At 46.4% G+C, this 24,512-nt stretch carries 28 protein-coding genes and 1 rRNA gene; 20 read left to right on the top strand and 9 right to left on the bottom strand.

Going from position 1 to position 24,512, the window contains the following annotated elements:
- Positions 1 to 7 precede the first annotated feature (7 nt).
- The 6 genes from iolG (at position 8) to GUA98_RS28825 (ending at position 5,092) form a co-directional block, all read left to right on the top strand.
- Complete coding sequence (gene iolG / locus GUA98_RS28850) at positions 8 to 1,060, top strand: inositol 2-dehydrogenase (protein ID WP_193725175.1); 1,053 nt, start codon at positions 8 to 10, stop codon at positions 1,058 to 1,060.
- Positions 1,061 to 1,151: 91 nt separating this feature from the next.
- Complete coding sequence (iolB, locus tag GUA98_RS28845) at positions 1,152 to 1,958, top strand: 5-deoxy-glucuronate isomerase (RefSeq protein ID WP_193725174.1); 807 nt, start codon at positions 1,152 to 1,154, stop codon at positions 1,956 to 1,958.
- Positions 1,959 to 2,083: 125 nt separating this feature from the next.
- Positions 2,084 to 3,097, top strand: a complete 1,014-nt coding sequence (locus tag GUA98_RS28840; RefSeq protein WP_193725173.1) for a LacI family DNA-binding transcriptional regulator — start codon at positions 2,084 to 2,086, stop codon at positions 3,095 to 3,097.
- A 313-nt stretch (positions 3,098 to 3,410) separates the two neighbouring features.
- Positions 3,411 to 4,055, top strand: coding sequence for a hypothetical protein (locus GUA98_RS28835; RefSeq protein ID WP_193725172.1), 645 nt, complete (start codon positions 3,411 to 3,413; stop codon positions 4,053 to 4,055).
- Positions 4,056 to 4,097: 42 nt separating this feature from the next.
- Complete coding sequence (locus tag GUA98_RS28830; protein WP_193725171.1) at positions 4,098 to 4,595, top strand: hypothetical protein; 498 nt, start codon at positions 4,098 to 4,100, stop codon at positions 4,593 to 4,595.
- Complete coding sequence (locus GUA98_RS28825; RefSeq protein WP_193725170.1) at positions 4,592 to 5,092, top strand: GNAT family N-acetyltransferase; 501 nt, start codon at positions 4,592 to 4,594, stop codon at positions 5,090 to 5,092. Before GUA98_RS28830 ends, GUA98_RS28825 begins: the two co-directional genes overlap by 4 nt.
- A 64-nt stretch (positions 5,093 to 5,156) precedes the next feature.
- On the opposite strand, the gene GUA98_RS28820 is transcribed toward GUA98_RS28825, so the two are convergent.
- The 3 genes from GUA98_RS28820 to GUA98_RS28810 form a co-directional block, all read right to left on the bottom strand.
- Positions 5,157 to 5,516: a hypothetical protein gene (locus GUA98_RS28820; protein WP_193725169.1), complete on the bottom strand. Its 360-nt coding sequence runs from the start codon at positions 5,514 to 5,516 to the stop codon at positions 5,157 to 5,159.
- A 290-nt stretch (positions 5,517 to 5,806) separates the two neighbouring features.
- On the bottom strand, positions 5,807 to 6,607 hold the full coding sequence (locus tag GUA98_RS28815; protein WP_193725168.1) for a DUF4261 domain-containing protein: 801 nt from the start codon (positions 6,605 to 6,607) through the stop codon (positions 5,807 to 5,809).
- Between the two features lie 120 nt (positions 6,608 to 6,727).
- On the bottom strand, positions 6,728 to 7,093 hold the full coding sequence (locus GUA98_RS28810; protein ID WP_397332942.1) for a DUF1304 domain-containing protein: 366 nt from the start codon (positions 7,091 to 7,093) through the stop codon (positions 6,728 to 6,730).
- A 230-nt stretch (positions 7,094 to 7,323) separates the two neighbouring features.
- On the opposite strand from GUA98_RS28810, the gene GUA98_RS28805 reads away from it, so the two are divergent.
- Positions 7,324 to 8,544, top strand: a complete 1,221-nt coding sequence (locus GUA98_RS28805; RefSeq protein WP_193725166.1) for an MFS transporter — start codon at positions 7,324 to 7,326, stop codon at positions 8,542 to 8,544.
- A 100-nt stretch (positions 8,545 to 8,644) separates the two neighbouring features.
- On the top strand, positions 8,645 to 9,178 hold the full coding sequence (locus tag GUA98_RS28800; protein WP_153976575.1) for an MOSC domain-containing protein: 534 nt from the start codon (positions 8,645 to 8,647) through the stop codon (positions 9,176 to 9,178).
- On the opposite strand, the gene GUA98_RS28795 is transcribed toward GUA98_RS28800, so the two are convergent.
- Complete coding sequence (locus GUA98_RS28795) at positions 9,162 to 10,001, bottom strand: helix-turn-helix transcriptional regulator (RefSeq protein WP_193725165.1); 840 nt, start codon at positions 9,999 to 10,001, stop codon at positions 9,162 to 9,164. The two genes, GUA98_RS28800 and GUA98_RS28795, sit on opposite strands and share 17 nt — an antisense overlap.
- Positions 10,002 to 10,075: 74 nt before the next feature.
- Positions 10,076 to 10,813, bottom strand: coding sequence for a WecB/TagA/CpsF family glycosyltransferase (locus GUA98_RS28790; RefSeq protein ID WP_193725164.1), 738 nt, complete (start codon positions 10,811 to 10,813; stop codon positions 10,076 to 10,078).
- Positions 10,814 to 11,079: 266 nt separating this feature from the next.
- Between GUA98_RS28790 and GUA98_RS28785 the strand changes: the two genes are divergently transcribed.
- Entirely contained in the window at positions 11,080 to 11,529 is a 450-nt protein-coding gene (locus tag GUA98_RS28785) for an SRPBCC family protein (RefSeq protein ID WP_193725163.1), read from the top strand.
- Positions 11,530 to 11,631: 102 nt separating this feature from the next.
- Here the strand turns inward: GUA98_RS28785 and pyk are convergent, their stop codons facing one another.
- Positions 11,632 to 13,047, bottom strand: a complete 1,416-nt coding sequence (pyk, locus tag GUA98_RS28780) for a pyruvate kinase (protein WP_095362342.1) — start codon at positions 13,045 to 13,047, stop codon at positions 11,632 to 11,634.
- Between the two features lie 111 nt (positions 13,048 to 13,158).
- On the opposite strand from pyk, the gene GUA98_RS28775 reads away from it, so the two are divergent.
- Entirely contained in the window at positions 13,159 to 13,938 is a 780-nt protein-coding gene (locus GUA98_RS28775) for a helix-turn-helix transcriptional regulator (protein WP_193725162.1), read from the top strand.
- A 128-nt stretch (positions 13,939 to 14,066) separates the two neighbouring features.
- On the opposite strand, the gene GUA98_RS28770 is transcribed toward GUA98_RS28775, so the two are convergent.
- Positions 14,067 to 14,738: a phosphatase PAP2 family protein gene (locus GUA98_RS28770; RefSeq protein ID WP_193725161.1), complete on the bottom strand. Its 672-nt coding sequence runs from the start codon at positions 14,736 to 14,738 to the stop codon at positions 14,067 to 14,069.
- A gap of 305 nt (positions 14,739 to 15,043) precedes the next feature.
- Here GUA98_RS28770 and GUA98_RS28765 point away from each other — a divergent pair, with 305 nt between their 5' ends.
- From GUA98_RS28765 to GUA98_RS28750, 4 genes are all read left to right on the top strand, one after another.
- A complete protein-coding gene (locus GUA98_RS28765; RefSeq protein WP_193725160.1) occupies positions 15,044 to 15,832 on the top strand; it encodes a CPBP family intramembrane glutamic endopeptidase in 789 nt (262 codons plus the stop codon).
- Positions 15,833 to 15,976: 144 nt separating this feature from the next.
- The gene (locus GUA98_RS28760; RefSeq protein WP_095293548.1) at positions 15,977 to 16,213 is read left to right on the top strand and encodes a DUF6953 family protein; all 237 of its coding nucleotides are present in this window, start codon (positions 15,977 to 15,979) and stop codon (positions 16,211 to 16,213) included.
- A gap of 392 nt (positions 16,214 to 16,605) precedes the next feature.
- Entirely contained in the window at positions 16,606 to 16,806 is a 201-nt protein-coding gene (locus tag GUA98_RS28755) for a cold-shock protein (protein ID WP_024633772.1), read from the top strand.
- Positions 16,807 to 16,993: 187 nt separating this feature from the next.
- Positions 16,994 to 17,221, top strand: coding sequence for a cold-shock protein (locus tag GUA98_RS28750; protein ID WP_095293549.1), 228 nt, complete (start codon positions 16,994 to 16,996; stop codon positions 17,219 to 17,221).
- A gap of 216 nt (positions 17,222 to 17,437) precedes the next feature.
- On the opposite strand, the gene GUA98_RS28745 is transcribed toward GUA98_RS28750, so the two are convergent.
- Positions 17,438 to 17,782 carry a hypothetical protein gene (locus GUA98_RS28745; RefSeq protein WP_153976581.1) on the bottom strand — a complete coding sequence of 115 codons (345 nt, stop codon included), beginning with the start codon at positions 17,780 to 17,782 and terminating at the stop codon, positions 17,438 to 17,440.
- A gap of 165 nt (positions 17,783 to 17,947) precedes the next feature.
- On the opposite strand from GUA98_RS28745, the gene GUA98_RS28740 reads away from it, so the two are divergent.
- Positions 17,948 to 18,673 (top strand): class I SAM-dependent methyltransferase, encoded by a 726-nt coding sequence (locus GUA98_RS28740; protein ID WP_321573920.1) that lies wholly within the window; start codon positions 17,948 to 17,950, stop codon positions 18,671 to 18,673.
- Positions 18,674 to 18,787: 114 nt separating this feature from the next.
- Here the strand turns inward: GUA98_RS28740 and GUA98_RS28735 are convergent, their stop codons facing one another.
- The gene (locus tag GUA98_RS28735; protein ID WP_193725159.1) at positions 18,788 to 19,432 is read right to left on the bottom strand and encodes a GntR family transcriptional regulator; all 645 of its coding nucleotides are present in this window, start codon (positions 19,430 to 19,432) and stop codon (positions 18,788 to 18,790) included.
- A gap of 325 nt (positions 19,433 to 19,757) precedes the next feature.
- Here GUA98_RS28735 and GUA98_RS28730 point away from each other — a divergent pair, with 325 nt between their 5' ends.
- The 5 genes from GUA98_RS28730 to GUA98_RS28710 all read left to right on the top strand — a co-directional run.
- Positions 19,758 to 20,579: a transporter substrate-binding domain-containing protein gene (locus tag GUA98_RS28730; protein ID WP_153976584.1), complete on the top strand. Its 822-nt coding sequence runs from the start codon at positions 19,758 to 19,760 to the stop codon at positions 20,577 to 20,579.
- Between the two features lie 24 nt (positions 20,580 to 20,603).
- The gene (locus GUA98_RS28725; RefSeq protein ID WP_153976585.1) at positions 20,604 to 21,260 is read left to right on the top strand and encodes an amino acid ABC transporter permease; all 657 of its coding nucleotides are present in this window, start codon (positions 20,604 to 20,606) and stop codon (positions 21,258 to 21,260) included.
- Positions 21,261 to 21,385: 125 nt separating this feature from the next.
- Complete coding sequence (locus GUA98_RS28720) at positions 21,386 to 22,579, top strand: ornithine--oxo-acid transaminase (protein WP_193725158.1); 1,194 nt, start codon at positions 21,386 to 21,388, stop codon at positions 22,577 to 22,579.
- Between the two features lie 87 nt (positions 22,580 to 22,666).
- Positions 22,667 to 23,635, top strand: coding sequence for an arginase (gene rocF, locus GUA98_RS28715; RefSeq protein ID WP_321573919.1), 969 nt, complete (start codon positions 22,667 to 22,669; stop codon positions 23,633 to 23,635).
- A gap of 554 nt (positions 23,636 to 24,189) precedes the next feature.
- Positions 24,190 to 24,512: ribosomal RNA gene (locus GUA98_RS28710) — 16S ribosomal RNA — on the top strand; the annotation flags it as partial.

Genomic DNA, 24,512 nt, shown 5'->3' with positions numbered 1-24,512 from the left:
TAACAAAATGGGCAAGGACAGAGTGAGAATTGGCATTATCGGTGCCGGACGGATCGGTAAAATTCATGCAGACAATCTCCTGCGCAACCCGCATGCCGAGATTGTAGGTATCAGTGATTTGTTCGCGGGGCCTGAGCTGGAGGCTTGGGCCTCCGTACGGGGAATTCCGGTTGTAACGAAAGACAGCAGTCAACTGATCTCGATGCCGAACGTGGATGCTGTGCTGATCTGCTCCTCGACGGATACGCATGTACCTTTGATTGAAAAAGCAGCGCAAGCGGGCAAGCATATTTTCTGCGAGAAACCGGTCAGTATGGATTTGGCTCAGACCCAAGCGGCTGTGGCGGCTGTGCAAAAGGCTGGCGTGAAGCTGCAAATCGGATTCAACCGCCGTTTCGATCACAACTTCAAACGTGTGCGGGACCACGTGCAGGAGGGGACGATCGGCGATCCGCATATTATCAAAATCACTTCACGGGACCCAAGCCCGCCGCCCGCGGAGTATATCCGGGTATCTGGCGGGATTTTCATGGATATGATGATTCACGATTTTGATATGGCACGTTATCTGTCGGGAAGTGAAGTAGAGGAAGTATATGCCCAAGGCAATGTGCTGATCCACCCTGTTTTTGCAGAGCATGGAGATGTGGACACAGCCATTGTGACGATGAGTTTTGAAAATGGAGCCATCGGGGTCATTGATAACAGCCGCCAAGCGTTATATGGATATGATCAGCGTGTCGAGGTGTTTGGCTCATTGGGCAGTGCAGCTGCTGCAAACGATCATCCCAATACGGCAGAGATTAGTACAGCGGCAGGGCTCATGCGGGATAAACCGCTTCACTTTTTTCTGGAAAGATACAATGAGGCTTATGTGCTGGAGACGGCCCTTTTCATTGAAGCAATCCTGAAGGATACACCTGTTACTGTCGACGGCCATGATGCGGTTCAGGCTGAACGGATTGCACTGGCTGCAAGGATGTCCATGGAACAGGGGAGACCTGTCAAGCTGCGAGAAGTCACCGGGGTGACAATGGAATCTCAAACTGCATCTCCCTAAAAATTCATCTCAGCGTTCAAGCTATTGCAGATGATGTTTCTCTATAGGAATACGAGATTTGCCAGGGCGCACAGAAAGGAGAGGCTGCAGCATGTCAGAACGTATCGTAAAACCGGAAGCACATTCGGAGGGGGACGGCACGCTTATACACGTAACTCCAGAGTCTGCTGGTTGGAAATATGTTGGGTTTCAGGTAGTACAGCTTGCAGAAGGACAATCCTTCACCCGCGAGAGCGGTGATCAGGAGCTCTGTATCGTACTGCTCAGCGGGCAGGCCAATATAAGTACGCGGGAGCATGCGTGGGAGAACGTTGGGAAGAGAATGAGCATCTTTGAGAAAATACCTCCTTATTCCGTCTATGTCTCTAACTCCGATCAGGTGGAGATCAAGGCTCTTTCGGCAATGGAAATAGCCATATGTGCGGCACCAGGCAAAGGAGCATATCCGGCTCGTCTCATCACACCGGAAGACGTTGGAGTAGAGACCCGCGGGTATGGCAATCTGGAGCGCCAGATTCATAACATATTACCGGAACAGAAGGAAGCGGACAGTCTGCTCGTCGTTGAAGTATTTACGCCTGATGGACATTGGTCGAGTTATCCACCGCATAAACATGACCGGGATGCCTTGCCTGTAGAATCCCTGCTGGAGGAGACCTATTACTTCCGGGTGCAGCCCGAGCAGGGGTTTGCCATTCAACGCATTTACACCGATGATCGGTCAGTGGATGAGACACTGGCAGTGAACAATGGTGAAGTAGTGCTTGTCCCTTGCGGATACCACCCAGTAGGTGCTCCACCGGGATATGAGGTGTATTACCTTAATGTAATGGCGGGTCCCACGCGAACCTGGAAATTCTATAATGACCCTGACCATGATTGGCTGATGAAAAGGTAATTCGGTCTCATCCCTACTTCCAGAATGGCTTCGAGTTGCGTATGCAGATTTCCCCCTGCATAATGAGAAGAAAACGATTACCTATATATAAGAATCTTGTATATAGCACAGATGGGGAATTTACAATGAAAGCAACCATTTATGATATTGCACGAGAGGCGGGCGTATCCATTGCCACGGTCTCCCAGGTCATTAACGGCAAAGGGAAAATCAGTGAAAAGCGGCGCGCTGAGGTTATGGAGATCATGGAGCGCCTTAACTATCAACCTAGCGCGATTGCAGCTGCACTTACAGGCAAACAAACCTATACGCTCGGTCTGCTTGTACCCGATATATCCAATCCGTATTTTGCCGAGCTTGCCAGAGCGATAGAAGACCGGAGCCGTCAGCTGGGGTACAGCGTCGTGATCTGCAGCACGGATAATAAGGACGAGCGGGTAGAGCGCTATTTGAACCTGCTTCAGCAAAAAAGAGTCGATGGCATGATGATCGGAACGGGTATTGATAATGCCGAGATTTTGTCACCCCTTCTGCAGCAATCCATACCTGTTGCGTTAATCGCTCGTCAACTGCCGTCCCTCTCGGTTCACACCGTTTCGATTGATGACAGGCTTGGTGGTGCACTGGCGGCGGAGCATTTGCTTCAGCTCGGTCATACCCGCTTTGGGGTGGTGTCAGAGCCGCTCAAGGTCAGCAGCAGTAAGGAACGTGTACGCGGATTCCGCGAAGCAGTGGAGGAAGCAGGTCTTGCTCTTGAGTCTTCCCAGGTGAGGGAATCAACCGCCGACATACAATCAGCCAAACAGGAGGTGCTTGTGCTGCTTGAGCAAACCAACCGGCCAACCGGCATATTCTGTTGTAATGATATGCAGGCTATCGGAGCGTTGCAGGCAGCAAAAGAGCTCGGCCTACAGGTCCCTGAAGATGTCTCTATCGTCGGATTCGACAATACCATTCTCGCATCGGTGACCAATCCACCGCTCACGACGGTTGCCCAGCCTATTGAGGATTTGGGGCATCGTGCTGTGGATCTGCTGATCGATGAGTTGAAGGATGAGCATAAACGGCCACAGAAATTGGTTCTGAAACCCGAGCTGGTGATCAGAGAGTCAACAGGGGATGTCTCCATTCGTTCTTGATTCAGGGATGCAACATCACATCCAATCGGGTGAGATATATAAACAAGCCGTATTCAACCTCGTAGGAGGATGGATTCGGCTTGTTCTGTGTGGACTACGGACCAGAGGGCATGATGAAATCCAATTCGTATGATGTAATCCCGTTTCTCCTTGATAGGGGGAGATAGATAAGCTGTCTTTTCGCATAGGGTAGCTATAATGATCGCTAGGTTGGTTTGGATGGATGTATTAATATAGAACAATATATGGATGAAATGGTATACTGAACATAGCATACGATAACCAATTTTTATACGATATTAGGATGAGAAAGATGGGTGATTTTATTAAAAGGTGGGGACTTGCTGCATCCATATGTTTCATTGTGGGCTTATTGCTACTGGATTTTTCTCCTGGACAGAAGGAGATCACTACGAGATCAGCTGTTGAATCCCTCACACAGGATCCTTCTCAGACTAATGTGATGGACTGGGAAGTTACGAAACTATCACCTGAACAGTTTCAAGAGAGATATACTGAACTTACGGGTGAGAGAACATCGAAGGAACCCATCAACCAGGAGCATGAGTGCCAGAAGGCCGACACCACAGAGGAACAAACAGCTTCACTAATCATGGAGTGCTTCGGCGCAGAGTACGCGGCCAATATAGCCTTGGAAGAGGGAATTTCAGCACAGGCAGGAGTTTTGGTACAAGTAAGAGAGATCAGAAATGGTGACATAATACGAAAAGAGTTCCGCAAAGTGTATGAGAACACTGGTTATCTCTCCTCTGATGCTCCCAGCTCAATAGAACTTGTGAGAAATTATGTCTTGGGTACGCTGCAGGATCGCTCTCGATTACAACTCAGTTTTAGTGGATACGTAGAACACTTAGAGAGACAAGAAGAATGGGGAGCCCAGCATCAGAGGGCGAGGGATCCACTTCATTTTAGCGGATCAGGATTTTTCCAACTATAGATGGATTCAGGTGCATATAGGTTAACGGGAGGAGGTTGATTTATGAATAGAAAAAGAAAGCTGATTTTGGGTATCGTTATTTTACTTGCTTTAGTAGCTACAGCGATACCCGTGTACATATCTAAGCAACATACCACGTTTCGGGCAGAGGTTACGGATCACATGACCATGCTGGACAAATTCGACCGGTTAGAAATCACGAGATTTTCAAGTTCATCGGGGGACAGGGAGGAAGTGATCATCAAGGATGCGGCGGAAATTCAGGACTTTCTGAAGGACTATAAGGACATTGAATTGAAGAAGATTAATCAGAGGGATACAGAACGGGAATCTCCCTATTATTATGAGTGGCGTCTGATGATTAACAAAGAGGAACGTGAAATCAATGGTTTTGGTATTACCCTATATAACAAGCATTCAATGACGATCTATAACGGTACTGATACGCGAGATAAACTACAGGACTATAAGGTGTCGCAGGATATGAATTGGTACAAGATGGAGCGCCTCTTTGAGGGAGTAAAGGAGGAAGGATCATGACTGAGTACCGTGTGCGTCCTATAGAAACGGAAGATGTTCCGTTCCTTTGGGAGATGTTATACGCTTCTCTGCATACCCAGGCGGGTGATGAACCTTTGAAACCTGAGATTGTCTATTCTTCAGAGCTGTCCAAGTACGTGGAAGGCTGGGGAAGAGCAGGGGATTTTGGATATATCGCGGTAGATACATTAGGCAGGCGACTGGGTTCGATCACTTTACGTTTATATGATGAGCAGAATGCCGGATACGGTTACGTGAACGCTGCTACACCAGAGATGGGCATGGCAGTCATTGAGGAAGCACGGGGAAAAGGCTTGGGGACTCTTCTGATGCAAGCGGCATTGGATGAAGCTCGGCAGAGGGGGATTCAGGCCGTGTCGCTGAGCGTAGATCCGAACAATGCGGCCATCCGACTTTACCGGCGTTTTGGATTCGAGGAAATTGGGATGCGTGGTACATCGATCACCATGTTATGTCAGCTTCATCCAGCCCTTTGAGTCCTACCGGAATCTTAATGGATATTTAAATAAGAAGAAGCGTTCCCCTAAGGGAACGCTTCTCTTATTTCGTCAAAAATGCTAGTGCTTCATCATATGTTTCCCATTGGAATTCCGTCTGATGCTCCGATTCCTTGGAGATTCGATTCAGCTGCATCTTTGCAATGGCACTGCCGACCGCTACACTGGCACGTCTCATACCCCATTGTGTAAGCAGCTTTTGGTGCTCCACAATTTTCTCTTTGGTTTCCTGGGAGAAAGCTTTCATATTTCGCATGTCCACCAGTACATCAAACGAATTATCCAATTGCTGCGCAATATGTTGAATTTCCCGATTCGTTTGTTCTACTTCTTCAGGGGAAACCATGCCATCCCAGATAATTTCAATAATAGGTTGCTTTGAATCCAAACGTCGTACAGACATACAGGCAACTCCCTCGAAAAAATTATGTAATATATAAGTCTATTGACCTATTAATTATACCCGATAATCGGGCAATGAAACAAATTTTCGAGATTTTGTGATACTTATGAACTATTTTTATACTAGTAGAGTTAATTTTAGGGAATCCGGGATAAGAGTGAAATAGCCGCTTCAAAAAATAATAGAGCCGCCCAGGTTAATGCTCTGGATGGCTCTATTTATTTCAGGAGACAAATAGGGGGATGCTGAGCTTGCCCCTGTGGGTTGCTACTTATATGACTACATGTTAATTAATATCCGATCTTTAGACTGCTGCCTTCTGTAGCTACTCCCTTGGAACGGGTAATCGGGAGCTTATGCTCAGCTGTAAACCCGAGGGTCTCCCCATCATGCAACGTGACGTCATTTTCAACCACATAGGTCATCGTCATAAACATCATTTCAAATACATCACTTAATGGGTTGGCTGAATGTATAATTTCGATCTCTTCTTTTCCGAAGTTACGCAATCCATACGTATACGCTGAAGCGCCTTCCGCATTCTGATACATTCCGATAAAAATCCATAGGGAAACAGGCAGCTCGTCCTGCTTGAGGATATAACTTGTCTCAACATACTGACGTGCCTCGACAACAAGTGGTGCCAAATATATGGCGAGTGCATGGTCAAGCTGTAACAGTGCACTTGCTGTCTTGGTAAACAGGATATGTCCCTGGATCGCATCCGGTGCATTCAGAACAGAGACGATAATCTGTGATTGATGTCTGGAAGTCACTTGTTCGGCTTCACGCCACAATATATTTAATTTGGCGTTCTCCTCTACTTCCCGGTCAGGAACAGGTGCACCGATATAAGCACATACCACCTGCATCCCATCTACCTCAAAGAAAAGGTTACCCTCTTCCGAACTCTCTTCGATATTAATATCCCAATCCTTCTGCATCGTGTGGATGAATTGATCAAAATCACAGTCATCCTGTTCCAATAGGACAAAACCAACAATGGTTTCACTATGTGAAGAAGATTCGACGGCTCCGCCTACAGATACAGGTTCCTTTTTGCGACGCCGAAGCTTGTCAAACAGTCCCATGAGACATTCTCCTTTCCAAATCCATCACGGTAATGGGTATAGCTGATTCCATTATTACCTTACCATACCATACTTTGGTCTGTAATGAATAAGGGCAGGAAGTTACCACTCAAGAGCTGATTAGAGGAAGAGAACCAGGAGCAATGCAATAATGGCTGGCAATCCTTGTTTGACGATAATAGACCGGGAAGCAGTTGCTCCTCCGTATAAGGCTGCGATGATGACACAAGCCAGGAAGAAGATCTGAATGTGCTGACCAATCACCGTGTCTGGATACACCAATCCCCAGATTAGCCCCGCTGCTAGAAAACCGTTGTAAAGCCCCTGGTTAGCTGCCAGAGATTTGGTTGATTCTGCGAATTCTGGTGTGAGACCAAAGGTTTTCATTGTACGTGGACGCGTCCACATAAACATCTCCATGATCATGATGTAAATGTGTTCAATGGCTACCAGAGCCACAAAAACTGAACCGATCAATACGAACACCTTGCTTTCTTTTATGTAATTTATTTCATTATCTTCTCAGTATAAATGTTTGCATCTACAACTTAAAGTATTAATTAAATTTTGCACAAATAAATTGAGCGAAATAAATACGCATAGAACGATTGAGAAAACAAATTATTGATTATTTACAAACAATAAATTATATTATCTATAAATAAACAAACAATAATTTAATTAGTTGTTTAAAAAAGTCCGAAGGAGGAGTTAGAGTGTTTCGTAATCCATATGTACGGACCATAGTCATTTCCCGATTACTTCTGCAATTGGGGATCTGGGTACGCAATTTTGCCATACTCTTGTATGTGACTGATCTGACCAACAATGATCCGCAGGCCGTATCATGGATCTCTGTGGCCGAGTATGCACCCATCTTTATTTTTGCAATAATCGGAGGAACCTTCGCTGATCGCTGGAGACCCAAACGTACCATGGTGTGGTGTGATCTGCTTTCCTCACTTTCTGCGGTAGTTGTGCTGGTTGCCTTAATGTTTGGTCCTTGGTATTCAGTGTTGTTGGGTACCTTGGTTTCAGCCGTTTTCTCACAATTCTCACAGCCCTCTGCAATGAAGCTGTTCAAGCAGCATGTACCAGGTGAGGGGTTGCAGGGAGTCATGGCCATGTTTCAAACGATGGTTGCTGTCTTTATGGTGGTTGGTCCCATGATCGGAACGGTCATCTATCAGAACTACGGGATCGAAGTATCTCTTGTTCTTACAGCTGTGATGTTTCTGCTATCCGGGCTGGTTCTCTCGCGGTTACCTAAAGATGAAGGGGGTACTGTGGCTACAGGCATTCGGGGCTCCTTCCATCAAGAGCTGGCTGTGGGATTTCGATATGTGTATGCCAATGTTGCTCTTCGGGCACTGGTTATGACTTTTGCAGTAGCCGGGCTGGCTGCAGGGTTGATACAACCGTTGATGTTGTTTGTTGTCATTGATAATCTGGGGCAGGACAAAACTTTTTTACAGTGGCTGCTCATGGTTAATGGTGCAGCCATGCTGGTGGGGGGCACAATCATCATGAGTGCAGCCAAAAAACTTCAGCCTCAAGTGCTGCTCGCTTCAGGTTTGCTGTTCAGTGCGCTCGGAACCATCATGATGGGCTGGTCCACCAACATTCTGCTGACCATGATTGCTCAGGTGATTAACGGTTTCTTTTATCCTTGGATTCATGTAGGCATTCAGACGATGATTATGCGCAATACGGACACGACCTTTATTGGCCGAGTGGGAGGGGCCGTTACTCCGGTGTTTATGGGCATGATGGTCATTAGCATGTCGTTTGCAGGTTATCTAATGAATCAATTGAACCTAACGACAGTAGTTACCGTGAGTGGTGTACTCTTTCTGGCAGGTACGTTCATTTTGTTGCTGATGTTACCTAAGGGGAAGGAAGTTAGCGGATCTCACGTGATGAAGAGCTCGGAGTAAGTTGATTTGCAGGTTCAACAAATGCCGATTGCTGAAGTCTGCCTGTTGGGTAATAATATATTCGAAGAGATGAATTACTCATGGAAAAGGGGAGATTGGCATGGGAACCGTTCAATTCGTGCTGCTTGCGGACGATCCATCGACGTTTGTTACGCGGACAGTACCGCTAATCGATATTGAGCTTGCTGGAATACCGGGAGACCGTCATTATGGCCTGCTGCGTCCGGCGGATTCCAGACAGAAGATATATAAGCGGGGCACGATGATTGCCAATCGTCGGCAGATTAGTATTGTGTCGGAGGAGGAATGTGCACTCATCGCAGAGAAAATGAACATTCCCGAAATTCGTCCAGAGTGGCTTGGTGCCAATATGCTGGTTCGTGGCATTGACGGCTTAACGGAGCTGCCTGCTGGAACTCGGCTTCTGTTTCCTGACGGGACAGGTTTGATATGTGAAGGGGAGAATCTTCCTTGTGTTCATCCAGGGAAAGTGATTGAGCAAGTCTATGAACAGGATGGGTTGCGCAAAAAATTCGTGCCTGCCGCCCGCAAAAAACGTGGTATTGTCTGCTCGGTTGAACGGGAAGGTGCAATCCGTACTGGTGATACGATTGAAGTTATACGCCTGTCCTGATATTTGGGGGCAGGTTTTTGCGTGAATGAATGTATTCTTCGGGTGTACTCCCGATAATGGATTTAAAATCCTTGATAAAATGAGGCTGATCATGGTATCCAAGCTCCTGAGATAGCTTAACCAGATCGCAGTGAAGACCGCGGTCGATCAGTTCGGCTGCATTTTGCAGTCGGTAGAGCTTGATTACCGTTTTGGGGCCGATTCCTACATACTGATTGAACAGACGCTGGAGTTTTCTTGTATGAATGTTCCAGAAGGACGACAGATCATCCACCCTCAACAGTTCCCGGTTCAGTTCAATCTGCTGCACGATATCGTGAATCAGTCTTGCTTGGGAATCCTCAGCTGGAAGGTGTGCACATAGAAGCTGATCCATGTAACTGACTTTATCGACATCACGTCCATCTGTGAGCAGTTGTTCTTCCAATGATGCTGCGCTGACATCAAGCACACGGGAAACTTCCAACGGTTGTTCACACAATGATGAGATAGGGAGGCGAACAAAGGGATAGAATCCACCCGGTCGGAACTTTACGCCAAACACCTGCCCCTTTCCGCGAATGAGATAGGAGAATTTGCGTCCGGAAGGACCGAAGAAAAACGTGTTGCCCCGCTCTACGACCAGATTAACACAGGGATTGGGCACCACATGCTGTGGATAGGATTCAAGACCTGTAAGATCCCATGATACCATCCAGTAATGTTTAACAAAGGGACTGAGCGCTTCTGCAGGAGCATGCCGCGTCAGCTCATATCTTTTGTTGCCTTCGTCCAGTTGAAGCAGGCCCATGCTGGGTCTGCTAATATGGGTTGAGGATTCCATCTTGTTCATCTCCTCTGTATTTAATGGGGCTATCCCTGTGTTCGCAGATACAGAAAAACATGGGTGTTGTCCGGTCACTTTTGCTCTCGGAACAGCAGTGCTCGAACTGCAAAACGTGGCAATATAAGCTGTCTTCGCCATCTTGAGGGCTGGCTGAGCAGCCGGTACAACCATTCCAGATTTAGCTTTTGCCACAAGGCCGGGGCACGTTTGGTCTTGCCTGCGACGATATCCAGGCTTCCTCCGACGCCAATGGCTACACGAGCATTCAGCAGATGACGGTGCTTGTCGATCCAGTGCTCTGCATTCGGTGCTCCGAGTGCGACAATAAGAAAGTCCGGTTGTGCATGGCGAATTTCCTCCACAATGTGTTCTTCCTCATCCGTTGAGAAAAAACCATGGTGCCTGCCGCTAACGATTACACCCGGATAATTCTCCTCGATGACTTCCACTGCCCGTTGACTAACCTTCTCTTCTGCTCCAAGCATATAGAAGGACCACTGTTTTCGGTTTCCCTCTTCCAATAAGCGGAATAACAGATCACAGCCGGTTACCCGCTCAGTCAATTGACCGCCTCGGAAGCGTGAGACCATCACAATGCCTGCCCCATCAGCGGTCACCAGTCCGGCTTGATCCACGATCGCCCGGAGTGTTTGGTTCTTTTGACACGACATGACGATTTCCGGGTTTCCCGTAATGACATGAAAGAGTTCAGTGCTACGCTGAGCTACAACATCACCTAGAATGGTGACCGTCTGCTCCATGGTAAGGTTGGGAAAAGGAATACCCATAATATTCGTAGTTTGGCTCATGCTTTGCTTCCTTTCTGATGTCGCCCACCAATGAATAGGGCAAACTCATGGTACAACTCCTGTTATTTCATTCCATTTTAGTATATCTGATCTTCTGGCAAAGAACTATATGGTTCAGTTATCCGTTATGGAACAAGGTGGTTCTCTATAATCCTACTCTTATTTTTCTTGTTGTCGTGTTTTTACAATACGAGGTTAGGGGTATAACGATAGGATAGGAGTGCGAGTTGGTAGATCGCATATCCAGTGCATAGGGGAGTGAGTTCATGGAATTAAAATATGAATTTTATATCAATGCCGGGCTGGAAGACGTGTGGAATGCCCTGATTTCACCTGACGGCACACGAAGCAGTTTCTTTGGCAGTGAACTTCGTTCCAATTTTCAACCAGGCCAGCCGTTTGCTTATGTAGGACCAGGCAATGATGGTGCTGAAACCGTCCATGTGTACGGTGACATTTTAGAGTTCGAACCTTTATCCAGACTCAGTTATCGGGAACATCCCGGACCCTCTTATCATGCGAATCATGCAGATCTTGAATCCAGAGTGGTCTTCCAGCTCGAGACTGTAGGCGAATGTACCAAACTGACCTTGATTAATGATCAATTTACGGAGAATCATCCTTCCTATGCAAACGCACAGAGCAGCTGGTGGATGATTTTAAGCAGTATCAAAACCTGGGCAGAAACGGGAAAAACGTTGGACTTCGGCTGGTAAAAAAATAGATCTGAGTCGTCACATCAAAAAATCCACCGAATGGCAGTTGAGCCTTCGGTGGATTTTATTTGTCTATATTTTAACAGTATCGATTGAATTGAATTATACTTGTTGAACCTTGATCAGGTTGGTATTACCGGATTGACCGATAGGTACACCTGCGGACAGTACGATAATGTCGCCTTTTTCAATATAACCCGTTTTGATTGCGTTACGTGTAGCAGATTCGAACATTTCATCTGTTGTCGTTACTTTGTCGCCCATAACCGGGATAACGCCGGAGAGCAAGCAAATTTTAGCAAGTACTTCTTCATGCTGAGTAACGGCGATAATTGGTGCTTTCGGACGGTACTTGGAGATCATGCGTGCCGTGAAGCCACTTTCTGTGGAAGTGATGATCGCTTTGGCATTCAGTACAAGAGAGGAACTTACAGCTCCCTGACTGATAACTTCCGTAATGTCGGCTACTTGTGCAGCTGATTTTTGACCGAATTGCTCTTTGTAATCAATCATCGTTTCAGCACGACGTGCAACAGCAGCCATGGTGCGAACAGATTGAACAGGATATTTACCTGCAGCCGATTCACCGGACAGCATGACTACGTCTGCGCCTTGAAGAACGGCATTCGCTACGTCGCTGACTTCGGAACGGGTTGGACGTGGGTTAACTTGCATGGATTCCAGCATGTGCGTAGCAACGATAACCGGTTTACCTGCACGGTTACATTTGTCGATCATTTCTTTTTGCATCATAGGTACGTCTTCAATCGGTACTTCAACCCCGAGGTCACCACGAGCTACCATGATACCATCAGAAGCTTCAATAATATCGTTCAGGTTGGTCATACCTTCCTGATTTTCAATTTTGGAGATGATCTGCACGTGCTCTGCACCGCGTTCTTTCAGGATGCTGCGAATTTCACGAATGTCATCGCCTTTGCGAACAAAGGAAGCGGCAATGATTTCGATATCGTTTTCGATCCCGAATCCGATGTGCATAACGTCACGCTCGGTTACACCCGGCAGAGTCGTTTTGATTCCTGGCAAGTTAACACCTTTACGTGGTTTAAGAATGCCGCCGCTGATGATTTTGCAATGAATATCCGAACCTTCTACAGAGAGTACAGTCAGATCTACCAGACCATCGTCAATCAGGATGCGATCGCCAGGCTTCACAACGAGATTCAATTCAGGATAGTTTACGGAGATGCGCTCTGCGTCACCCAGAATTTCTTCCGTTGTCAGAATCAGCTCTTTGCCTGCTTGCAAGTGGCAGGATGCTTCTTTCAGTTTGCCGATGCGAACTTCCGGTCCTTTGATGTCCATCATAATAGGAATATATTTGTTCAGTTCGGAAGCGGCTTGGCGGATGTTGTTAATCCGGGTAACGTGGTCTTCCAGCTCACCGTGAGCCATATTCAGACGGGCTACCGTCATGCCTTCCTGAATCATTACTTTCAATGTTTCGATCGAGTCACAAGCAGGTCCCATAGTACAAATAATCTTTGTTTTCAACATGCTGATTTCCTCCTCATATTTTGCTTATGTGTGTATTGTAGCGTTTTCTGTCGAATCAGGGTATGAACTATAGTACAATGATTGGAGTATAGTCCAGTAATGAGGTGAGTTATGGTCACTCCGTTAGAAGTAAGGCATATTAATGGCGTCGGTTGGTACGAAGAAGCGGTGCAAACCGAAGGAACCTGGCGGCTCAGCTTGGTTACATATGGAAAATGTGTATATTGGGTGAACGGCGAGAAACTGATTATGGAGAAGGGGGAATTGTTGTTGATTCCTGGTGATGTCTCCTATTATGGCAAAAGCATTCCTACGGTAACGCACACTCAAATTGTTGTCCATTTGCAAGGAGATCACGCCGATGGATTGCCTGCATTGGAACGGGAAAAAGCGTTACGGCATAGACCCGGATGTTACGAGCTGATTCATGAACGCATGAAGGCGATTCACCAGCAGTGGCAGGAACGTCCTTCTTATTATGTCATGATGAGTCAGGCGTTATTGATGGAAGTGTTGATTTATGTGAATCGGGAACTGGACCGGGGAGTTATCCCACCAGAGAAACATATGCACGCAGAGCGGATGAAACGATACATCGAGCGCCATTACCGGGAAAAGTTAACGAAGGATGATCTCGGAGATGCGATTGGCAAGACACCCAATTATGCAGCAGCGTTGTTCAAAAGCATGACAAATCAAACGATCAGCCAGTATGTACATGACCAGCGGATGAAACGAGCGTTATATCTTCTCACCGAATCACAGTTGTCCATTCAGGAGATTGCCGAATTTCTTGGTTATCGGGACTTGTCGTACTTTTACCGCATTTTCAAGCGCATAACCGGAACCCAACCTTCCGACTGGCTCCATGAGCGTCCTCCGGTGATTTGAGACGGAACTTTAACCCTGGAGGTGGGTCGCTGTTTGGTTTCTTCTATATATAGATGTGCAAAAAAAGAGGGCCGCTGGCCCTCTTTTGATTTCATACAGCATATATCCTTGCTGCTTGTAAGGAGTGATTAAGCATTGCTGCTTGTATTGGTGGCACCTACACGCTGCTTTGTTTTTTTGCGGGCAAGGCTGCTGCGGGCCAAGATTGCCCGGACGGCCCAATACGCTGCTTCCGCAAACAAAATACCGCCTGCAACATCCAGCAGGGAGTGCTGTTTTACAAACACCGTTGAAGCAATGATCAGCCAGAGCCACACTGACCAGGAGATTCGGGCAAGTGGTCGGAAATTCAAATGCCGATTAATGATTATAAACAGCAAATAACTTGTAAGGCAGTGAACACTTGGAAAACAGTTGAATGGAGCATCATTGGCATAGATGAACTGAACTAACGTACTGCTCAGATCCGTTCCGCCGACGATTGGCCGTGGTACATGCGTTGGAAAGACTGCAAAACAGATGTTGGCTGCGATGACCCCGACATTATAGGTCAGTAGTGTACGCCAGAATAACGATTTATTCGTCAGGCCCAGATAGATAAAGCCAAGGTAGAGAATAGGCATCCAACTGATGTACGGGTAGATAAATTCTTTGATAAATGGAATTTGTGTATCAATCCAAGCGTAATTGTAGAAGACATTGTCACCCGGATTACTGCCTAGAAAAACATATATGGTGCCTTGAAGTGGTATGCAGAGTATAGCCAGCAGATGCCCCCAGCGCAAAAATAGTTCTTTCATATGGACCCCCTGATTTGTTATGCATCATTCACGTTCGTTAGTTTACCGTTTCTCTCTATATAAGACGCTGCAGAGTAGGGTTAACCCTGCAGCCAATAATCTTTCGTACTACTATGATGACAGTTTTGAACACAAGCCATACCTGATTTTAGGGGAAAAGAGGGTAGAGAAAGTCTCTATTTTGTTACTTTTATATATTTATCCAAAAAAGGATACTCGAAAGTGTACTGATATGATACAACTAAATTGTCATATCGAATTCTCATGACAACGACAAATGACAACGAAATGAGGCTGATTCACCCATGGCAACCCCGCAAACCGGAAAAAAACCATCGTTCTCCGTACGCAGACCGGTACTGGCTGTGCTCATCATTGAACTGCTGCTCTTGCTCGCTGTATTTGCAGCAGGGGCTGTGGCGACAGTGAAGCAGTTGGATTACACGTCCCCAGTGCTTATGTCCTTTACGCCAATGGCTGTTGTGCTCATCATTTATCTGACGCTTCGGCGCAGGTGGGCCGAGACGGGATTTCGTTCGCTAAGAACCATCCCGGTTCAGCACGCAAAGTATTATATTCCGCTACTCCTTGTACTGGGTACAATCGCCCTGAAGGGTTTTGCGGAGCTGACTTTAGCGAAAGTAACCTTTTTTATCTTTTTTACGCTGCTCGTCGCCTTTGTGGAAGAAACCGTATACCGCGGACTTATATTCAAAACATTACTTCGGAAGAGTGCCGTGGCAGCGGTAGTGACCTCAAGTATTTTATTTTCCATTACACATATGTTGAATGCACTCTCAGGTCAAAGTATGGCGGATACGATGCTGCAGCTGATCTATGCATTACTGCTCGGTGCTGTACTGGCGCTGTTAATGCTGAAAAACGGGAACATCATTCCCTTGATTCTGTTTCACTTCATACATAATTTGATTCAGTTCCTAAGTGATGACCTCCAGGATACGGATACTCTTCCTTATGATCTTTTCTTGTTAATCGTTCTTGCGGTTCATTGTGTATGGTTGATCTACAGTGCCCGAAAAGAAAAAAGGGTCTCTGCCGATGCAGGACCTGCTGGACATGAACTTATACATTAGATTATTCCTAAGGTGCCTGGTAACAGCATTTAGCACTTGTGGTGTACTCGTGTTATACTTCATTCTGGCGGTAGGGGTGACATGGGATCCGGTTCCCTGTGTCAGCCCCTTTCGCACATTAGAATAGACAGCAGGTGATTAAGGATGGAAAAAACAGCACAGGAAGTTGCCGAATGGATGGTTCAGGAGATTAAGTTTACCGGAACATTGAAGCAGGAAGCTGCAATTGAATACGTGAAGACTCATTTTGGTGATGAATTTGTTTTTGTTAATGAGAATGGGAATGCTTCTTTGTCCAAAGAAGTAAAAAAAGCATTTCGAAAGCTCCATGGCGGGCAGATTGCCTGGGATCGGGATGCCTTTATGTGGGCTTGGACGTAGATTCATTTCGATGTATAGGAATAGTGATCTAATTGAAATGGATATGCATGCCAAAATATTTTATAAAAAATGTATAAGTTGGTTCAGATCTGCATATCCTTTCATAAGACCGCACAGCAGCGGATGTGCTTTTGAACAAGACTTGTCCACGGCAGCACGAATAACATGTATTTCCAAAGCTGTTTGAAAAGAAAATACAAAGATTTGCTTTTTGGCAGAATTAGAGTTATAATAAGAACAAGTTGTAGAGAGAGTGGAAAACCTAATTCACATATTGTAAAGGGCGATCACTTATAGGTTATGACTGGTACCTTTTTCAATGTGTGAATTTTTATTTGCTTGCTGCAAAGAACAAAGGAACATGTTAATCTTTATTTGGAGGTGTAATTCACATGCAAAACGGAACAGTAAAATGGTTCAACGCTGATAAAGGCTTCGGTTTCATCGAAGTTGAAGGCGGAGAAGATGTATTCGTACACTTCAGCGCTATTACAGGCGAAGGCTTCAAAACGCTGGACGAAGGTCAACGCGTGCAATTTAAAATTGTACAAGGAAACCGTGGTCCTCAAGCAGAAGAAGTTGTAAAACTGTAATTAAAGCATAGCTGCCTTTAACATGTTATAATGGTAAAGGCAGCTTCTTTTTTTTGAGCAGATAGATGTAAGTCGTCCCAATAAGTTGTCGAGGCAGTAGCCCAGCGGGGTCAAGACTTCCGCTAAGTATAGGCTTCTGTGAAATAACGTCGGTTAGATGTTTTTCCATAACAAGGGGGTAGAAGTCATGTATAATCGCAAAAAGCCATTGGAAGAAATTCCACAAGCGGATGCGGCAATCTGGGAGTGTACGAGTGATACGTGCAAAGGATGGATGCGGGACAATTTTGCGTTTGATAGCGTGCCTACTTGTCCGATATGTGCTTCTGAGATGGTTAGCACGACTAGGATGCTGCCATTGCTTGAAAATTCGAACAGTAACATGAAGACGATGTCTAAAGGAAATCGGATTTAACATAGCTTACCCGCCTCTAACGAGGTGTTTTTTTTTAACTTAGACCTGACATCTTGTGCAAAGGTACGGGTAATGAAATATGAAATTCCCGGCATTCGTTTTGGCGAATGCCTTTTTTTTATTTGTTTTGAAATATTGAAATAGAACAAACACCCCTCATGTCAGTACCATCATGAGGGGTGCTTCAATTTTAATACGGCTGGTGAGTGTAATTGTTTAGATGAAGAGGAATGGAAGCAGAAATAACGTGGTTACCAGCGCAAGATCATATCCCGCCCCGTATCCGTAACCTCCACCGTATCCATAGCCATAAGGGCCATAAGCGGAAGATTTTACTCTTTTTGCAGTAACTGCGTTGGTTTTTCCTTTTCTGCGGAGCTGCTGTTTTGATTTTACAGAGCACAAGCGTGGGCCTTCGAAACTTCCGCTGACATAAATCTTGCCATCTCGGCAGCCTCCAAGTGTACCGTATATGTGCTTGCCATCTTTCATAATCATACATACCGGGCGTCCAACGTGCGGAGACACCGTCTCTTCACATACCGGATGAATTCTGTGCATGCATATCCCCCTCAGATTTTGCGGTTTGCCGCTTGGAATCAACGGTTTGTATATCATAGTAAAAAAAGAGTGAATTGGTATGGACGAGTACCCGGAAAATGTATAGGGATGTGCCGCTTTTGCTATTGCTCCATACACTGGAGGGAGGGAAGGGGGCTGGAAACATTGGATTATCATGATTTACTGGCTAAACTCGGTGAAGGAAGTGCGCATCCTGGCGGATTTACGGCGACAATGCAATTGATCGATTCCTTGTCTCTTCCTGAACGGGGGCGAGTATTGGAAGTAGGATGTGGCACAGGGAGGACGGCATGTTATCTCGCTCGAAATGGGTATCGGGTGACGGCGATTGATCTCCATCGTCAGATGCTGGAGAAAGCGGTCAGAAGAGCAAGACGTGAACGGCTCGATATTCGTTTTATTCAGGCGGATGTCACTGCATTACCTTTTCCGGATCATCAATTTGATGTGGTGTTTGTGGAGTCGGTAACGATATTTACTCGCTGGCGCGCTGCGCTCTCCGAATATAAACGGGTTTTGAAACCAGGAGGGCGTTTGATTGACAGGGAGATGGTTTTGTGTGGACGGAAAACTGAGCTGATGAGCCGCAGGTTGAAGCGTTTTTATGGAATGAAGACACTGGCCACCATGACGGTATGGAAGAAGCGACTCAAACAGTGCGGATTTACTAGCGTGTTGGTTCGTGAGCACTCTCGCTCCATGGGGAAATGGGGAGTGGATCATGATCCGCACCGGGAACTGGACATGGCTCTGTTTGAGGACGAACAGGTCCGGCGCATGAGTGAAACCAATGACCAATTGCTGGCGAGATACGGTAAAAGGTTGGGTTATGCCGTTTTTGATGCAAAGGTCCCGCCTGACGAGAGATGAATGCTGATGAAGGTGAACTTAAGCGTAAGTTATTGGTGTGAGAAAAGGATAAGGCAACTCACAGGGTGAGTTGCCTTTTTTGTACTGCAGGTTGAATGCCGGCGAGGGAAGCCATTACAGCATATCGTTGTCGATAATTCGCCAGTGATGTTTGAGGAGGGACTCCAATTGTGGTTTGTCGTTGGTACGGAAGGCGTTAAGAATCTGGCGATGTTCCTCGTTAACCTGCTGAAGAACTCCGGATAACTTCGATTTGTTGTCACTTACATAGGACTGGCGAATGAAGCTGTTTTTCAATGTATCCAACATTTCAATAACGGTTGAATTGCCACATCGCTGGATGTACAAGTTGTGAAATTGATATTGGTCTTTGCTATAGGCGGTAAGATCGAGCTGAGCAATGTCTTCATCCATTCTTGCGATAAGTGCTTCCATCTCAAGTAGGTCGGATGATCTCAAATGATCTGCTGCGAGTGTGGCGGCGAGAGCTTCCAGTACCCCGATGGCCTGGGAGAATTCAAGCTTTTTGCCAGAATCAAAAGGAGCAACAATAAAACCCCGGCGCGGAATATACTGCAGCAGATTGTCTGATGCAAGCTGAAACAGCGCCTCTCTTGTCGGAGTGCGACTGATGTCCAGCTTTTTGCATATCTCTGCTTCGTTGATCTTCTGATTGGGGAGCAGTGTTCCGTCCTGAATCTTCTGGGCGATATAGTCGTAAACGTGATCTTTCAAGGAACGGTATCTAGGTACTTCCATACCGAATTCCCCCTTCTGTATATAGTAATGATAGGATGTGTGAGCTGGGCCCAAGTGTGGTGCGCCGTTCAGGTGTTATAAGTTTTTATCATCTTAACACCGAGGGGGAAGTTGGGCAAGCTAACTTAAATGTCCATTTAATGTTATGTAAGTGTTAGATATGTTGCTCACTATGGGATATAAGTCCATAAATGGATGAAAGTTATTGCTGAAAATGCAAATGTTTGTTAGTATATCTTACATAAAGTTCCTTATATAGTACAATGTATATTGTATACAGATTTAGAAGTGTATCATTCCAAAAAAAAGAATAGGGGTATGCTCTGTGAAAAGAATTCTTTTACCGGTGTTGTTGTCATTGATAGTTGTAATCATGTCGGCTTGTGGGCAGGAACAGACGGCAGGTAATCCTTCGGCTCCGGCTTCAACCGGTGAAGGTGACGCAACAGAGAAGGAAGTCATTGTCCTTGGTACCAGTGCAGATTACGCACCCTATGAGTTTCATAAGAGCATCGATGGCAAAGACACCATAGTCGGTTTCGATATCGAGATTGCCAAAGCCATTGCGGCGGATATGGGGGCCGAGTTGAAGATTGAAGACATGGATTTTGACGGTCTCCTCATGGCGCTGGACACTGATAAGGTGGATTTTGTGATCTCGGGCTTAACCCCAACCGAAGAGCGGAAGAAGAACGTGGATTTTACGGATATCTATTACTATGCAGAACAGGCTGTGCTTGTCCGGGAGGGTGAGGGTGGTGCGTTAGGTTCACTGGATGATCTGTCAGGCAAGCAGGTCGGTGTGCAGAAAAGCTCCATTCAAGAAGGGATTGCTCAAGGGATAGACGGTGCCAAGCTCACATCCCTAGCGAAAATACCTGAGTTAATTCTGGAATTGCAGACTGGCCGTGTGGATGCGCTCATTTTGGAGAAGCCGGTAGCGGAACAATATGTGAAAAATCAGCAGGGACTTGCCTTGTCGGACGTAAAGATTGAACAAGCTGAAGATGAAGCTGGATCGGCAATTGCCGTCAAAAAAGGAAATCAGGAGCTGGTGGAACAAATTAACGCTACACTCCAAAAGCTCAAAAGTAACGGTGACATCGAACGTTTCGTCATTGAAGCCAATGAGTTGGTTGGGGACTAAGCCTGGCGAGTGAGGGATAATGCCGTGAATTTAGATTTTTCGTTTTTATCGGATCATTGGCAGGATTACGCAAGAAGTGCCTGGGTGACGTTGGAATTGTCTTTCTTTGGCGTTCTGCTGGGCACCATCCTTGGGATTTTGGTTGCACTACTGCGTATATCACGTGTGTGGCCAATAAAATTTTTGGCATCAGCCTATATTGAACTCATTCGGGGCACACCGATGCTGGTGCAAATTCTTATCATTCACTATGGTCTGACGGTGATCGGCATCAACTTGCCGGCATTTATGTCTGGGGTTGTGGCACTAACCATCAATAGTTCTGCATATATGGCGGAAGTGTTTCGGGCAGGAATCCAGGCGATTGACAAAGGACAGACGGAAGCTGCTCGTTCACTTGGTTTAACCCATGGCATGACGCTTCGCTACATTATACTGCCTCAGGCGTTCCGCAACATGCTGCCGGCAATCGGTAATGAATTCATTATCATTATTAAAGATTCTTCCCTTGTCTCCATGATTGGGATTGCCGAAATTATCTATACGGCAAGGGCTGTTCAAGGTGTTACCTTTCAACCACTCGCACCGCTCCTCGTGGCTGCTGCACTCTATTTTGTGATCACATTTACGCTGGCTAATCTGCTTGCCTGGGTAGAACGGAGGCTCTCTGCTTCCCGTTAATTGAGGTTTACCCGCGGTACCAGGGCTATGGTGGAATTGGTGGTGAAGGGGTCGTAAATGGAGAAGGTGGAGCATACATTGATATTGTATTTTGTATACAGATCGGCAGGAGGTGCTGAGGAGTAATGTCAGACTCTCAAAAATGGTTGGAATGGTCGGAACAATATGCTGCGCCTAACTATCATCCGCTCCCGATTGTCATTGAGACAGCCGAGGGGGTTTGGGTTCAAGACCCTGAAGGCCGTCGATACATGGATATGCTAAGTGCCTACTCGGCGTTGAATCATGGACACCGGCATCCTGTGATTATTCAGGCACTGAAGGATCAGGCTGACCGGGTTACGTTGACTTCGCGGGCGTTTCACAGCAGTGCAGCCTCCCTTTTTTATCAGAAACTCTCGCAATTTACGGGCAAAACGAAGATTCTTGCAATGAATACGGGTGCTGAAGCAGTGGAAACGGCAGTTAAGGCTGTACGAAGATGGGCTTATCGTTGTAAAGGTGTCCCAGAAAATCAAGCTGAAATTATCGTCTGCTCCGGTAACTTCCACGGAAGAACGTTGACAGTCACGTCTTTCTCATCCTCAGCTGCGTACCAAAAGGACTTCGGTCCATTCACGCCCGGATTTCGGATTATTCCTTATGGAGACATCGATGCATTGAGGCAAGCGATCACTCCCCATACTGCAGCGTTTCTGGTAGAACCGATTCAGGGTGAGGCAGGTATAATCATCCCGCCGGAAGGATATCTTGCGGAAGCTTTTGAACTATGTAAGAAAATGCAGGTGTTGACGGTGGCGGATGAGATCCAGACGGGTTTTGGACGAACGGGACGCCGTTTTGCTTCTGACTGGGAGGGGGCAGTGCCTGATCTCTGGATCATGGGTAAAGCGCTTGGTGGAGGTATTATGCCGATCTCAGCTGTGGCAGCGGATGCAGAGATCCTTGATTTGTTCGAGCCTGGCTCTCATGGTTCCACCTTCGGTGGTAATCCGCTTGCATGTGCGGTGGCTGTTGCGGGGCTGCAGGTATTGGAAGATGAACAACTGGCGGAGCGTTCGGAGCGTTTAGGGAATTATTTTATGAAACATCTCAAGGGGATTAGGAGTGCAGCGGTAAAAGAGGTACGAGGAAAAGGGTTGTTCATAGGTGTCGAGCTTCATGTGCCTGCCCGCCCATATTGCGAGCAACTTATGACAGCAGGATTGCTGTGTAAGGAAACGCATGAGACTACGATTCGTTTTGCACCCCCTCTTACCATAACGGAAGATGAGATCAATTGGGCAGTAGAAAGAATTAAACAGGTCTTAAAGGATTAAGGGATGGGAGCCTGGATGGGCGGATGTGAGATCGATTCTAATTATAACTCATTGCTTTAGAAATAAGCTGCGAAGGAGCTGATCTATATGGGGAATCATAATACCGAAACTGCAGGCAAGCTGGAAGCTGCTATTGAAATGGGGTCGAGTTTTAAGGAGCAGCGCCAGGTGGCTGTTATTAAAGTTCCTTTTGGCCTCGGGGGTGCACGCGGGGGTGCGGAGTTAGGCCCGGATGAGCTGATTACAGCTGGGCTAAAGAGGGAGATTGCGAGACTGGGATTAGTTTTGACGGAGGAAGTACGTGTGGATTGTCCGTTGGTAGCTGATGCACCAATTGAGCGTAACCGTGCTAAGTATTTGCGTGAAGTTCGCCAGGTGAGTGAGCGGGTGTGCGCCGAAGTGTCGCGTGTGGTAGCAGGGGGTGTGTTCCCGCTTGTTCTCGGAGGAGACCACAGCGTGGCAATTGGTACTATGGCGGGGTTAACTTCTCATTATTCCAACTTGGGTGTAATCTGGTTCGATGCACATGCTGACCTAAATACCGAAGAGCGCAGTTTGTCCGGTAACATGCATGGGATGAGTCTGGCTGCGGCACTGGGACATTCGGCGTTTAATTTATCCCATATCCCTGGGGTTGGTCCATTTATTAATCCTTCCAATCTGGTGTACGTCGGGTTACGGGACATTGATGAGTATGAGAAAGAACAGATTAGAGCACTTGGAATCAAAAGTTTCACCATGCATGATATTGACCGAATGGGAATCCAGTGGGTTGTCGAACAAGCGGTGGCTGTGGCAGGAAAGGGAAGTGACGGGATTCATCTTAGCTTCGATATGGATTGCCTTGATCCACGTGAAGCACCAGGGGTAGGTACACCAGTCCCGGGAGGGTTGAACTACCGTGAAGCGCATTTTGCACTGGAGCTACTGGCTTCCACGAATCGTATTACCTCTATGGAACTTGTGGAGGTGAATCCATTATTCGATCATAATCGACACACTGCGAGGCTGGGGGTAGAACTCATTGCGTCGCTGTTGGGTAAACGCATATTGTAATGAGTTTCAATGGAGTGGAAATATCGCATGGTCCTAAGAAGTCTCTTATATAGAAGGAAAGAGTTTTATGAAAAGCCGGAACCGAGTCTTGAACGTCTCTTCCTTGAAGGAGGGAGAGAGGCTTGTCTGGCTTTTTGTTGTTCTCTTATAAACGTGATTGAGTATGCTGAAATATGATCTTACATATAGAAGGTAAGAAGAGTAGAAAACAGGGATAGAAGGGTATGAGTAAGGTTTTTAACTTTTTTGAAAAAAGTACTTGCATAATAAAACTGTACATGGTATATTCTAATTCCGGCCAAGAAAACACGAGAAACACGGTGCGGTAAGCCAACTGAAAAGCTTCGAAAGAAACTTGAAAAAAAGTGCTTGCTAAATTGGTTCGGATGTGATAAGATATAAAAGTTGCTGAAGAGAACAACACTCGGATGCAAACGACGTTTGATCTTTGAAAACTGAACAACGAGTGAGTAAATGATCTTGCTTGCAAGATCAACAAATGAGATTTTTAATCTCGTCAGATTCAAAATGAGCTAATCGCTCTTTTCAATACTTTATTGGAGAGTTTGATCCTGGCTCAGGACGAACGCTGGCGGCATGCCTAATACATGCAAGTCGAGCGGAGTTGATAGGAAGCTTGCTTCCTTGATGCTTAGCGGCGGACGGGTGAGTAACACGTAGGCAACCTGCCCTCAAGCTTGGGACAACTACCGGAAACGGTAGCTAATACCGAATACTTGCTTTCTTCGCCTGAAGGAAGCTGGAAAGACGGAGCAATCTGTCACTTGAGGATGGGCCTGCGGCGCATTAGCTAGTTGGTGAGGTAACGGCTCACCAAGGCGACGATGCGTAGCCGACCTGAGAGGGTGATCGGCCA

The sequence above is a fragment of the Paenibacillus sp. P13VS genome (assembly GCF_015143645.1).
GTDB classification, from domain to species: domain Bacteria; phylum Bacillota; class Bacilli; order Paenibacillales; family Paenibacillaceae; genus Paenibacillus; species Paenibacillus xylanilyticus_A.
The sequence above is the reverse complement of the archived record's forward strand: the minus strand, read 5'-3'. Positions and strand labels throughout refer to the sequence as shown.